The sequence below is a fragment of the Candidatus Brocadiaceae bacterium genome (assembly GCA_012728835.1).
Classification (GTDB): Bacteria; Planctomycetota; Brocadiia; order SM23-32; family SM23-32; genus JAAYEJ01.
Window position 1 is genome coordinate 21,002 of the sequence record JAAYEJ010000066.1, and the last position, 12,333, is coordinate 33,334.

Consider the following 12,333-nt stretch of genomic DNA (forward strand, 5'->3'; position numbering starts at 1 on the left):
GCAAATCCGGAGTTCACGAATTGGCCTCCAGGTAGGCGCCGGCCGTGGTGAAGGCGACGCCGGGCAGGGCCACGAGGCGGTCCAGGAACTCGTGCAGCCGGCGCACCGGTGCGTCGCCCGTCGCGACGCCCTCGGCGGAGACCGTCAGGTGCCAGGGGTGCAGCGCGATCTGCAGCAGGCCGCCGGGGCACCGGGCGCGGGCCGTCCGGACCAGGGCCAGGTAGTCGTCCGGCGGCCGGCGCCCCTCGAGCATCTGCCACAGGTAGGCGGAGATGGGGCGGCCTCGGGCGTCGAGCGAGCGGCAGAGGCTCAGCTCACGCAGCCGCGGCTCGCCGGGCACCGCATACGGCCGCAGGTCGCAGCCGGCATCGAGCGACCGCGTGAGGCTGGCGTCGTAGTGCCAGCCGGCATCGGCCAGGGCGTGCGCCAGGCCGGGGGTGAGGCGGCAATAGGGGGCGCGGAAGCCCCGGGGCTGCACCCCGAGGACGTCCCGCACGGCCTCGGCCGTGCGCCGGACGGCCTCGGCGGTCTCGGCGGCATCCGGGGGGCGTCCGCCGGCGACGCCGGCGAAGTCCTCGTGGAGGTAGCCGTGGCCGCCGTGTTCCAGTGTGATCGCGGCCGGCAGGGCGGGCAGGCCGCCGGGCCCGTCGCTCAGTTCGCGGAGGGTGCGTCCCTCCCAGAACAGCGTGGCCGGGAGCCCGCGTGCCTCCAGGGCGTCCAGGAGGACGGCCAGGCCGGTGCGGCAGGCGGCGAAGGCGGCGCGGCCCTCCGCGCCCGGGCTGACGGCGCCGAGGCGGCCGGGCGCGGCCCGGTTGGAGTCCGGGTCCACGTCGACCGTGACGGCGACGAACAGGCTGTCCCGCGCCTCCGGCGTCATGGCGGACCCCAGTCTACGGGCGGGCGGGCGGCCCGTCAATCCGCCTGGGGCGCCGGGCGCGTCAGGGCGATGCACTCGCTGACGGGCACGCGCATGTCCATCTCGGTGCCGAAATCCTGGTGGTCGAGGAACTCGGCGGCGCCGCCGGCCGCCCGTCCGAGTGCGAAGACGAGGAACGCCAGGTCGCAGGCGCGGCGCACGGTCATGCGCCGGTCGCGCAGGGCCGGCCAGCAGATGGCCAGCACCACGCAGGCGATGGCGCCGTCCAGGTTCAGCGCCCAGACGTTGCGCGAGATGCCGGCCTGCTTGACCAGCGCGGGGAGGCGGCCGTAGAAGTCCAGGAAGAAGTTGTAGAGCCCGTGCGCCTCCAGGTATTCGGCGATCACGCGTTCGCGGGGGTCGTAGTTCACGGGTTTGTCGCGGAAGATCGGATGGCCGAGGCAGGGGATGCGTTCGTATTCGACGCCGGCCTCCTTGGCGGCGGCGCGCACGCGGGCGAACCGTGCCACCTCGTCGTCGGCCAGCTTCTGCAGGTCGATGCCGTGGTGCGGATCGTAGGGGTCCTCCAGTTGCGTGTCGGCCAGCACGCGCAGGAGGTATTCGACCCCGCGCCGGCCGTTGCCGCCATGGACCTGCCCGATGCAGGCCAGCGTGGCGATCATGGCCGTGTTGGGCGTGTTGCCGGCCGAGGTGGACAGCTTGGCGCCCTGTGCGGAGATCGTGCCGGGGCCGTTGGTCACCGAGGCGATCAGGCATCGCTCCAGCAGTTCCACCTCGAAGTCGTGCTCCGGCTGCTGGCCGGTCCATGCGAGCAGCAGTGTTCGGGCCAGGGAGCCGCGGCGCATCTCCTCCTCCACCGTGCGGTCGTAGATGCGCGTCACGGCTGCGTCGCTGGCGGAGGCATGGCTGGTGTTGCGCATCGAGCGGCGTGTCGGCTGGCCGCCCAGCGACGTTGCCCCGGCCCGGGCGACCTGGGCGGCGTAGGGTTCGGGGATGGTGCCCGGGTGCCGCAGGAGTCCGGCCGGCAGCATGCGTGCGAGGGGCTTCAGGTTGACGAACCAGGGGTTGAGGCGCAGCGGGCGGCCGGGACGGAAGTCGCGCGGGATGCCCAGGCGGGTCAGGATCGTGTCGGCGGCCGCCGGCAGGTGGTGCAGTGCCTGGATGCGTATGCCGCGCGCGAGGGCGGCCGCGAGTTCGGGGGCGTTCCGGTCGGTGCGGTCGGGGTGGAAGGGCTCGATGCCGAAGTAGTCGTCGAAGAGCTTCATCTTCGCGGCGGCCGTCGTGCCGCCGCCCTCGACGACGGCGCCCGCGTGGCCCAGGCTGAGCTGCCGGGTGCCGAGCACGTCGCCGGTCACGTAGGCGACGATGGGCTTGGGGTAATCGCCGGCACGGAGCATCTCGACGGCCTCCTGCTCGTAGAGCCCTCCGGGCTCGACGTAGAGGACGATGATGCGGGTGCGTTCGTCGTCGCGGGCCAGTTCGAGCAGGGCGCGCAGCGGCGTCAGGATGAGCACGTCCTTGCCCGTGGAGATGCCGTAGGAGGTGCCGATGCCGGCGCTCTGCAGGTAGGAGGCCATCGTGTTGACCATGTTGCCGCTGTTGGACATGATGGTGGCCGAGCCCGGGCGGAAGCTCTCGGCCGGCATGTCGCCGCCGACGGCGCCGATCCGGACGGCGTCGTGTGCGTTGATCATGCCCAGGGTGTTGCATCCGACGACGTCGATGCCGGCGTCGGCGCAGAGGCGGGCGATCTTCGCGGTCACCTCCACCGAGACGTGCTCGGTGATGATGAAGATCGTCTCGATGCGTCCGGCGCCGAACTGCACCACCTCCTTGACCTCGCCGTAGACGGCGGGGGGAGGGGAGTAGGCGATGACCTTGTTGGGCAGCTTCTCGGCCGGCAGGCCGGCCATCAGTTCCTCGACGGTGCCGAAGACGGGGATCGGCTCTCCCCCGGGCACCTCGATCGCCTGGCCGTCCTTGCCCAGGGCCCAGCCGCCGACGATGTTGCCGCAGTAGCGCTGGGAGGCGACGGTGACGGCGCCGGCCTCGCGCCCGGTGATGTTCGAGACGGCCACGCGGTCGCCGGCCTTCAGCAGGCCGCTCAGTGTCCTGGCTCTCACGAGATTCCTCCGTTGTCCGCACTCACGTGCACGTCCTCAGCTTCCCGGATCTGCACGCAGGCCCGGGCGAGCCGGGCGGCGTATTCGGCGACCAGCGTCACCGGCGTGTCGGGTCCGAACATGACGTAGGGAAGGCCCAGCGACTCCAGGGCGTCCCGGAGCGTCAGGAGCCCCTGCACGAGCCGCGGGCCGCCCCGCCCGATGACGAACGGGGTCGAGACGGGGCCGTGTTCGTCCACATAGGCCTGCAGGGCGTCGCCGACGGCCCGGAAGGTCACGTCGATCAGGGTGTTGTTCGCCTTGCCGCCGAGCAGCAGGACGAGCCCGGCGCGGGCCAGGTTATGGGCGAAGCAGATGCGGGCCGTGCCGAACATGCGCTCATAGGGCGGGTTGCCGCCGAAGTCCGAGAGGAACATCGGGTCCCCGCCGTTCCGGATGAGCGTCTCGATGATGATGGTCGAGGCGCCGCCGCCGAACAGGATGGGCAGGATCAGCCGTCCGCCCAGGTCGGCGACGTGGGCCTGGCCCTGGTGGCTGGCGGCGTTCCACTCGGCCATCTCCTCCTCGAACGGCGTGGTGTTGGCCGGGTAGTCGGGCAGGTCGAAGCCGAGTTGGCGGAACTTGAAGTTCGCCTCATCGAAGACCGCCTTCATGTCGCATGCGTAGGGTTCCCCCTGCGAGGTGATCCGCCAGGGGTTGACCTCGCACATGCGCATGCCCGTGGTCGCGAACATGTCCCAGTAGTTGACGAGGACCTGCGAGAGCCGGCTGACCATCGCCTTCGGGCATCCGAGCCGGCCGAGCATCTGGCCGGCGCGGTAGGCGTCCAGGCCGCGGAAGACGTCCACCGGCATGGTGATCTTGTCGTCGTCGGACACCTCTTCGATGTCCACGCCGCCGCGCAGGGACAGCGTGATCGAGGGGCCGAGGGTCAGGGAGTTGTAGGTGATGGCGCTGTACATCTCGAGTTCGGCGGGGACGTAGCGCACCATGTAGGCGGTGCGCGGCAGGCGGCCGTCCACCTCGACGGCCTGCACGCGCTTGAGTTCCCGCTGGGCCTGCACGTAGTCGGAGACCTCGCGCACGACGCCGGCCTTGCCGCGGCGGCCGGTCAGCACGTCCGGCTTGACCACCGCGCGGCCGCCCCACTGCTGCAGGGCGTCGCGGATCCGGTGGCCGGAGGCGTCGGCCGTCAGGTACTCGGGGACCGGGATGGCGAAGCGCCCGGCGAGGTGTTCAAGGAACGTCAGTTCCGTGATCTGTGGAGACATGTCTCTCCTCGCTCCCCTGGCGCCGCTTCAGGTCGACCAGGGCGATGCGGATGTGGTTGACCGACGTGCTGTCGGGTGCGAACAGGAACTCGACCAGCGGCTTGCCGTCGGCAAGGGCCTCGACGGACCGGCGCCGCGACGGCGAGACCACCAGCGCGTCGACGCCGGCGATGAACTCCGAGAGCAGCGGGCCGTCCGGGGCCACCGACTCGGCCAGGCGGCGCGGATCGACGTCCATCTGGCGGAGCGTCTTGTGCATCTCCGCCAGGAAGCGGCGGGAGGCGGCCACCAGCCCGATGCGCGCGTGCGGCGGAATGCGGGCGATGCTCACGATGGTGGGCATCTCCGGCTGCAGGTTCACGCTGACCAGCGGCTTGTCCGAATCGGCCAGCGTGCGGCGCAGCTCGTCGGTGTGGTAGAAGGAGGTGACCACGACGTCGGCGCTGCGCAGGGCGGAGAGGGCGCTCTCGCGGCGGCCGCGCAGGTCGTCCAGCAGCACGGGCACGGTCAGCACGCCGGGCTCCAGGCGCAGGTGCTGCGTGTAGTAGGTGAGCTGCTCCTGGTTGCACTCGACGAAGACCAGGCAGATGTGGTCGAGCATCCGCCGCTTCTCCTTCAGGTAGGCGGCGGTCGCCTCCGCATACTGGTCCAGGTTGAAGCCAAGCGTCAGGGCCTCTTCGGCGGCGTGCTCGATCACCCGGGCCAGGGCCTCGTCGCGGCTGCGGCTCTCGGCCTTGCGGGCAGGGTCGACCACCAGCGTGCCGCGCCCGGCCTCGGCCACGACCAGCCCCTCCCGCTCCAGCTCCGCATAGGCCATGCTCACGGTGTTGCGGCTGACCCTCAGCCTCTGGGCCAGGTCCCGCTGGGGCGGAAGCGCGAGTTCCCGCTCGCCGGTGGAGTTCAAGATGGCCTCGCGCAGGGCCTCCTTGATCTGGACGTAGAGGGCGACGCCGCTCTTGCGTTCGAGCGAGACATGGATCGTCTCGGCTTCCACGGCTCCTCCGGGAAAGGACTAAAGGACCAAGCCTTTACACATCATATCGGCCACCCCGCCCGCCGTCAAGCCTCCCGGGAAAGGCCATCATGCCGGTTGACAAGCGGCGTCTCCGGGACCTACAATCCGACCCTTGCGGTACTGTCCGCCTTTCCTTCAGGGGCATTGCATGGCGAAGAAAGTCGTCATCGTCGAATCGGGTGCCAAGGCCAAGACCATCGCGAAGTACCTGGGCGGCGCCTTCGTGGTGAAGGCGTGCCGCGGGCACGTGCGCGACCTGCCGCGCGGCACGTTCGGCGTGGAGGTCGAGAACGGCTTCGAGCCGACCTACACCACGCTGCCGGAGAGCCGCAGCATCGTGGGGCAGTTGAAGAAGGCCGCCGCCTCCGCGCCCGAGGTCTACCTGGCCCCCGACCCCGACCGCGAAGGCGAGGCCATCGCCTGGCACCTGAGGCACGTGCTGGAGCTGCCCGCCGAGAAGGTGCGGCGCGTCACGTTCAACGAGATCACGCGCAGCGCCGTGCGCAACGCCTTCGAGCGGCCGCGCGAGATCGACATGAACCTGGTCGACGCGCAGCAGGCGCGGCGGATACTGGACCGCATCGTCGGCTACGAGCTGAGCCCGCTGGTCAGCCGGCGGATCGTGCGCGGCCTCAGCGCCGGACGCGTCCAGAGCGTCGCCCTGCGGATTGTCGTCGAGCGCGAGCGCGAGCGGCTGGCCTTCGTGCCGGAGGAGTACTGGGAGCTGACGGCCCTCCTGACGGCCGAGGACGGGGGACCGCGCTTCGAGGCCATGCTCAAGGAACTGAACGGCCAGGACGTGCGCGTCGGCAACGGGGACGAGGCCCGCGCGCTGGTCGAGCGGCTGAGCGAGGAGGCCTTCGGCGTGGCGGACGTCGAGACGCGCACGACGCGTTCGAGCGCCCCGCCGCCGTTCATCACCAGCACGCTCCAGCAGGCGGCCTACAGCCGGCTGCGGTTCTCGACCGCCCAGACGATGCGCCTGGCCCAGCAGTTGTACGAGGGCATCGAGGTCGGCGGCGAGACGGCCGGCCTGATCACCTACATGCGAACCGACAGCACCCGCGTGGCCGACGCCGCCCTGGGCGCCTGCCGCAGCTTCATCGGCGAGACGCACGGGGACGCCTACCTGCCGGCGAAGCCGAACACCTTCCGCAGCCCGCGCGGCGCCCAGGCGGCCCACGAGGCCATCCGGCCCACCGAGGTGTTCCGGCGCCCCGAGGACGTCAAGCCGTTCCTGTCCGACCGCCAGTACAGGCTCTACGACCTGATCTGGCGGCGCTTCGTGGCCAGCCAGATGACGCCGGCGCAGTACGAGGTGACCACCGCCCGCATCCAGGCCGGGCCGGCCGTGTTCGTGGCCCGCGGGCGGCGCATGGTCTTTGACGGCCACACGCGCGTCGGCGGTGCCGACAAGCGCGAGGACCAGGAGCTTCCCGCACTGTCCCGGGGCGACGGCCTCACGCTGGTCGAGCTGACGCCGTCGCAGCACTTCACCCAGCCGCCCGCCCGCTACACGGAGGCCTCGCTCGTGCGCGAGCTGGAGAAGCAGGGCATCGGCCGCCCCAGCACCTACGCGCCCACCATCTCGACGCTGCTGAAGCGCAACTACGTGCGGCGCAGCCAGCGGGCGCTCGAGCCGACCGACCTGGGCATGGCCGTGACCGACCTGCTGGTGGCCAGCTTCCCCCGCGAGATGGACGTCGGGTTCACCAGCCGGATGGAGCAGGAACTCGACGAGGTCGAGGAGGGTAAGCGCGACTGGCGGGCCACCCTGCAGGAGTTCTACGAGCAGTTCCGCAAGGACCTGGAGAAGGCCAAGGCAGGCCCGGCGGCGCACGTCGCCGGCGATTCGCCGGCACCGCCCGCGTGCCCCGAGTGCGGCGAGACGATGGGCGTGAAGTTCAGCCGCAAGGGCGACCGGTTCTACGGATGTCCGCGCTTCCCCGAGTGCAAGGGCACGGCGAGCATCCCGCGCGAGGGCGAGCCCGAGCCGGACCTGACCGAACACGCCTGCGACAAGTGCGGCGCGCCGATGATCCGGCGCGTGGGCCGGCGCGGGCGGGAGTACCTGGCCTGCTCCGCCTATCCGCAGTGCCGCAACATCATGGGACTGGACCGCGAGGGCAATCCCGTCAAGCTGCCGCCCCGGGTGCAGACGACGTTCGCCTGCCCCAAGTGCGGCGCGGAGATGCACCTGCCGGGCGAGGGCGATGCCTCCGAGCTGACCTGCTCGCGCTGCAAGAACACGGCCCCGCTCCTGAGCATCGCCGAAGCCCTGGAGAAGACCGAGATCCCGGACGGGGAGTCGCTGGGAAGCTGCCCGGAGTGCGACGGCCCGATGGACCTGAAGAAGAGCCGCAAGGGCATGTTCCTGGGCTGCCGCCGCTACCCCGAGTGCAAGGGGACGTCGCCGCTGGCCAAGGACACCCTGCCGGCGCCCCAGCCGACCCACGAGCGCTGCGACAAGTGCGGCCGGCCCCTGCTGATGCGCTGGGGGCAGTACGGGCGGTTCCTGGCGTGCAGCGGCTTCCCGCGCTGCCGCAACCTCTGGAAGGTGCCGGCCCGCGGGCGCAAGTGCCCGCGCGAGGGGTGCGACGGCCGGCTGATCCCGAAGGTCGACTCGGACGGGCACGCCTACCTGGGCTGCACCCGCTACCCGGAGTGCGCGCACACCGAACCGGCCCCCGAGCCGGCCCCGAAGAAGGGCAAGTGAGGCGGGGCGCCGCGCGCTCAGTAGTCGACGCGGAAGTCCGAGAACTCGCCGGTCGGCTCGCCCCAGTGCAGGTCCACGCGCGTGACGTGCGCCAGGGGCGGGCCCTGATGGCACCAGACGACCATCTGCTGGACGCGGGAGCGGTCGCCTTCGAACACAGCCTCGACGGTGCCGTCCGGGCGGTTGCGCACCCAGCCGGTCAAGCTCTGCCGCAGGGCCTCGTTGCGCGTCCTGCCCCGGAACCACACCCCCTGCACGCGCCCGTGCACGACCACGTGCGCCCTGACCGGCTTGTCGCTCTCGGCCATGGTCCCGTCTCCGTCGCAGTCGGCCGGTGCCCTTTACTTCGCGCGAGCGGCGGCCTATCATCGCGGGCACCAGTGTAGCGGCCCGGCCGGGCGCCTGCAACGGGCCCTGGCCGGCGGGAGGGCGTGCGTGGAACGGACGCCGCAGCAACCGGTCGTGAATGACTTCGGCGCGATCGCCGACGTCTACGACCACCTTGTGGACTGGGCGCCGTATGGACTTTGGATCGCCGACCTGGAGCCCCGGCTGCGGCGGGCGGGGCTGTCGCGCGGGGGCCGGTTGCTCGACGCCGCCTGCGGCACCGGGCTGTCCACGCTGCCGTGGCTCGAACGCGGCTACCGGGTGGTGGGCGCGGACGTCTCGGAAGGCATGCTGGCGCGCTGCCGCCGGCGCGTCGAGGCGGCCGGGCATCGGGCCGAATTGCTGCGCCGCGACCTGCTGCACCTGGACCCGGGACGGACCTTCGATGCCGTCGTCTGCATCCACAGCGGCCTGGACTACATCCTCGATGACGGCGACCTGGCCGCGGCGTTTCGGTCCATGCGCGGCTGTCTTGAACCGGGTGGCCTGCTTGCGTTCGACAAGTGCCTGGACGAGCCGGAGTTCTACCGCCGGGACTACGGCGAGCGGCGGAACCTCCCCGGCGGCCACGTGGAGTTCCGCTACCACTGGGACCGTGCCGCGCGGCTGATGGAACAGCGCCTGACGCTCGTGCGCGCCACCGAGGGGCGGCCCGCCCGGACGGAGGTGCTCTTCCGGCTGCGCAGCACCCCGCCGAACCTGCTGGTGGCGATGGTGGAGGCGGCGGGGTTCGAGATGGTGGAGCCGCTGAAGCCGTTCACGCCGTCGGACCCCGGCATCGGCATCTTCCGCGCCGTGTGAGGGGCTGAAACGACCGCCAAGCCCCTGCCGGTGCTCTTGAAGAGCTACGGGCCTAACCGACTGCCGGACGCGGCCGGAGCAGTCCCGACTCGACCAGTGCGCTGACCATCTGAATGAGGAGCCCGAGCACGGTGAAGTAGAGGCCCAGCGTGAGGAAGTAGCCGTGCATCCAGATCGTAACGATCATCGACACAGTGAACGCCAGACCCAGGGCGCTCAGCAGAAGGCGGATCATTCCCTGCCGGAGGTGCCGATCCAGAGCGGTGATGCAGGCCAGAAGGGCCGGCAACAGCCCCAGGCACAGTATCAGCCAGCCCAGGAAGCCGACGTTGTAGCCCATCTGATAGGCGCTGACGGAGGCTGCCATCGGGCCTTTGACTTCTATGGAGACATGATTCCATGGAAGCATGAAGCCGACCACGATCAGCAGCGCTCCGACAACCGAGGCCAGCGTGCCAGACCGTATGGGCAGGCGATCGCCGGGCGGCTCGTGTCCCCCCAACGCTTCCAGGAGTTGCGCCGCCTCCTGAGTGGACACCTTGCCCTCAGCGACCATGGCCAGCACCAGCTGTCGGTCGGCCTCGGCTTCTTCCGTGCGAGTGGCCGGTTGATCGAGGTGCTTGCCTGCCCGTCGCAGAGCGGCGTTGCCTGCCCGTCGCAGAGCGGCGACAAGCAACCTCATGCCGGCCGCGATCAGCAGAAGGAACAACGCAGTCACTACAGAGGCGGGCATCAGGTACAACACCCAATACCCATGCACCATGGTCATGGGACGGCCGAACAGGCTCAGGAACGGGAAAACGATCCTCAGGAACGGGAAGACGATCCTCAGGAACGGGAAAACGATCAGAGAGTCTGCTATGCCCGCGATGGCGGCCACTGCGGGACCGTACCCCATCCGCTTCCACCGGAAAAGCGCATAGCCGACCATCCCCGCTGCAGATACCTCAAGGAAGAGGACAACCGACCATATCGGGTCTTCGTTACCCCACCCGCATGCGTACAGCGCACAGGCCAGCAAGAGCGCGCCTGCGAATATCGCGTAAGGCGCCCTGTCCCGTCGAAAGGCAATGCAGACCAACATGATGACGATGATGGCGATGGAGCCCATGGTCCACTCAAGCCACCAGGCAATTTCAGTGTTCGGCATCTCATCTCTCCCCATTAGATTGTCTCTGCAGCAGGTCGACGGCTTCCGCCACGGTCAGGTCGCCCGCCTCGAGCTGGCGGAGGATGCGTGACCGGGCCTCGTTTTCGCTTCCCATTGCAGCCAGGAGCAGGTTTACGGCGTCCAGTTTCTTTGAGACGGTGGGGTAGCTGATGCCCAGCCGTCGCTCGACCTCCTTGATGTTGCCCCGGCAGCTCAAGAACACCTCGACCACGTCCTGAAGTTCGCGCGGGAGCCTGGCCAGGCGGGGGAGGGAGAAGCTGCCGCGGAGTTCAGTCCCGCACGCGTCGCACCGCATTCCAGTGACGCGCATGCTCTCCGAACAGATCGGGCAGGTCGTCACAAACTCTCGGGGCGATCCCATGTCCTCAACCTCAATAAACGTTTGAGAGAAATAATAAACAATCATCTTAACGTTGTCAATATGAATTTCTGAGGGAGTATCATTCATTGATGGGCAGGCCCAGCAGGGGAAGATCGGCGGCCGGGTTCGGCGGAACTATGGGCCGGCGGCCTCACAGAGCTGACCGACGGCGCCGGCCCCGCCGGGCGGCCCCATGCGACGGCGCATTGCGGATGGTCTTCGGCTGTGTTAGCCTCAGAGGATCGTTCCTCTCCAAGGTGATCCCGCCGTGGCCCGCAGGTCCTTCCGGAACGCGCCATTGCCCCCAGCGGGCCGGACCCGCGTGGTCTTCCCGTGGGAACTGCCCACCATCATGCGCAAGCACATCGTCACGGGGGCGATGGGCACGGTCTACGTCTTCCTGCTGGCGGGCATGTACCTGGTTGCGTTCGGCAACCACATCGGCATGGATTACTGGCGGTGGGGGGTGCTCTCCGGCGTCACGTCCTTCACGCTGGTGCTGCAGCTTGTCTCGGCCCTGCTGGTGCGGCGGCTGGCCAACCGCAAGCCGCTCTGGTTCGCCGCGGCGATGGCGGCGCGCCTGCTGCGCGGGGCCGCCATCGTGGCCGCATTCCTGTTGGTGGACGTCTCGACATCGGCCTCCAGCGGGGCGTTCATCCTCCTGCTGATCCTCTCAAGCTGCTTCGACGCCATCGCCGCCCCCCCGTGGCTTTCCTGGCTGGCCGCCCTGATCCCGAGGGACCAGCACGGGGCCTTCATGGGGCGGCGCAGCGCCTGGATCGCCGTGGCGAACGCCTCGGTCCTCGTCCCGATCGGCTGGGCGGTGGACCGATTCGGACAGCACGGGGCGGCCGTGGCACCGCTGCTGGCCGTCTTCGCCTTCGGCCTTGTCGTCGGCGTCCTGGACCTGGTCATCCACCGGACGATCCCCGAGCCGCCGATGGTGCCGACGCAGCCGCGCCCGTTCCGTGAGGCGCTGATGACGGCTCTGAAGGACGCGGAGTTCCGTCCGTGGCTCCAGTTCAACGGGATCTGGACGTTCGGGATGAACTTCGGCGGGGCGCTGGCGACCATCTACTTCGTGGAGGACCTGGGCATCCGGCACAACTTCCTGGGCGGCGCGCTGGTGCTGATCCTGGTGCCTGTGGCGGCCACGGCCCTGTCGGCGCGTCGGCTGGGACGGGCGGTGGACCGGTACGGGGTGCGTCGGATGCTCCTGTACGGGCACTGGCTCTGGGCCGTGCTGCCGCTCTTCTGGGTGTTCGCCACGCCGGCCAACGCGTTATGGATGCTGGCGTTGGGCGCGTTCGTCGGCGGGGTGGGCAGCGAGGGGGCGCTGCTGGCGGCCAACAAGCTGATCCTGCGCCTGCGCCCGGCCGAGGACGTGCCGATGTACGCCGCCGTCTCGACCTGCATCGGGAGCCTGGCCGGGGGGCTCGGGAGCCTGACCGGGGGCCTGGTCCTTCATGCTCTGAGGGACGCGACGTGGAGCGTGGCGGGCCTGACGGTCGGGGGGTTCCACGTCCTGTTCCTGGCGTCGTTTGTGCTCCGGAGCACCTCCATCGTGCTGATCCGGCGCATACCGGAGGTGGCGGACTGAGCCGCGCGGCG

General features: G+C 70.0%; 10 protein-coding genes. 3 read left to right on the plus strand and 7 right to left on the minus strand.

Annotated elements, in window-relative coordinates:
• Positions 1-13: 13 nt before the first annotated feature.
• Genes GXY85_10800 through GXY85_10815 form a run of 4 tightly spaced genes read right to left on the minus strand, consistent with a single transcriptional unit; the run spans position 14 to position 5,265 of the window.
• A complete protein-coding gene (locus GXY85_10800; protein ID NLW51308.1) occupies positions 14-877 on the minus strand; it encodes a polysaccharide deacetylase family protein in 864 nt (287 codons plus the stop codon).
• A gap of 35 nt (positions 878-912) precedes the next feature.
• Complete coding sequence (locus GXY85_10805) at positions 913-3,000, minus strand: hypothetical protein (protein ID NLW51309.1); 2,088 nt, start codon at positions 2,998-3,000, stop codon at positions 913-915.
• Positions 2,997-4,271 (minus strand): hypothetical protein, encoded by a 1,275-nt coding sequence (locus GXY85_10810; protein ID NLW51310.1) that lies wholly within the window; start codon positions 4,269-4,271, stop codon positions 2,997-2,999. The genes GXY85_10805 and GXY85_10810 overlap by 4 nt, the downstream gene beginning before the upstream one ends.
• Entirely contained in the window at positions 4,237-5,265 is a 1,029-nt protein-coding gene (locus tag GXY85_10815) for a GntR family transcriptional regulator (protein ID NLW51311.1), read from the minus strand. The genes GXY85_10810 and GXY85_10815 overlap by 35 nt, the downstream gene beginning before the upstream one ends.
• A 169-nt stretch (positions 5,266-5,434) precedes the next feature.
• Between GXY85_10815 and topA the strand changes: the two genes are divergently transcribed.
• Positions 5,435-8,002 (plus strand): type I DNA topoisomerase, encoded by a 2,568-nt coding sequence (topA, locus tag GXY85_10820; GenBank protein ID NLW51312.1) that lies wholly within the window; start codon positions 5,435-5,437, stop codon positions 8,000-8,002.
• 17 nt (positions 8,003-8,019) lie between these two features.
• On the opposite strand, the gene GXY85_10825 is transcribed toward topA, so the two are convergent.
• On the minus strand, positions 8,020-8,310 hold the full coding sequence (locus tag GXY85_10825) for an acylphosphatase (GenBank protein ID NLW51313.1): 291 nt from the start codon (positions 8,308-8,310) through the stop codon (positions 8,020-8,022).
• Between the two features lie 127 nt (positions 8,311-8,437).
• Here GXY85_10825 and GXY85_10830 point away from each other — a divergent pair, with 127 nt between their 5' ends.
• Positions 8,438-9,190 carry a class I SAM-dependent methyltransferase gene (locus GXY85_10830; GenBank protein ID NLW51314.1) on the plus strand — a complete coding sequence of 251 codons (753 nt, stop codon included), beginning with the start codon at positions 8,438-8,440 and terminating at the stop codon, positions 9,188-9,190.
• 52 nt (positions 9,191-9,242) lie between these two features.
• On the opposite strand, the gene GXY85_10835 is transcribed toward GXY85_10830, so the two are convergent.
• On the minus strand, positions 9,243-10,340 hold the full coding sequence (locus GXY85_10835) for a hypothetical protein (GenBank protein NLW51315.1): 1,098 nt from the start codon (positions 10,338-10,340) through the stop codon (positions 9,243-9,245).
• A gap of 1 nt (position 10,341) precedes the next feature.
• Positions 10,342-10,671, minus strand: a complete 330-nt coding sequence (locus GXY85_10840; GenBank protein NLW51316.1) for a DUF2089 domain-containing protein — start codon at positions 10,669-10,671, stop codon at positions 10,342-10,344.
• A 349-nt stretch (positions 10,672-11,020) separates the two neighbouring features.
• Here GXY85_10840 and GXY85_10845 point away from each other — a divergent pair, with 349 nt between their 5' ends.
• Positions 11,021-12,322: an MFS transporter gene (locus tag GXY85_10845; GenBank protein ID NLW51317.1), complete on the plus strand. Its 1,302-nt coding sequence runs from the start codon at positions 11,021-11,023 to the stop codon at positions 12,320-12,322.
• Positions 12,323-12,333: the final 11 nt, after the last annotated feature.

Excerpts from the sequence above, each read along its gene's own strand:
- GXY85_10800 (NLW51308.1), bottom strand. The coding sequence starts at position 877 with ATGACGCCGGAGGCGCGGGACAGCCTGTTCGTCGCCGTCACGGTCGAC.
- GXY85_10835 (NLW51315.1), bottom strand. The coding sequence starts at position 10,340 with ATGCCGAACACTGAAATTGCCTGGTGGCTTGAGTGGACCATGGGCTCC.
- GXY85_10840 (NLW51316.1), bottom strand. The coding sequence starts at position 10,671 with ATGCGCGTCACTGGAATGCGGTGCGACGCGTGCGGGACTGAACTCCGC.
- GXY85_10810 (NLW51310.1), bottom strand. The coding sequence starts at position 4,271 with ATGTCTCCACAGATCACGGAACTGACGTTCCTTGAACACCTCGCCGGG.
- topA (NLW51312.1), top strand. The coding sequence starts at position 5,435 with ATGGCGAAGAAAGTCGTCATCGTCGAATCGGGTGCCAAGGCCAAGACC.
- GXY85_10825 (NLW51313.1), bottom strand. The coding sequence starts at position 8,310 with ATGGCCGAGAGCGACAAGCCGGTCAGGGCGCACGTGGTCGTGCACGGG.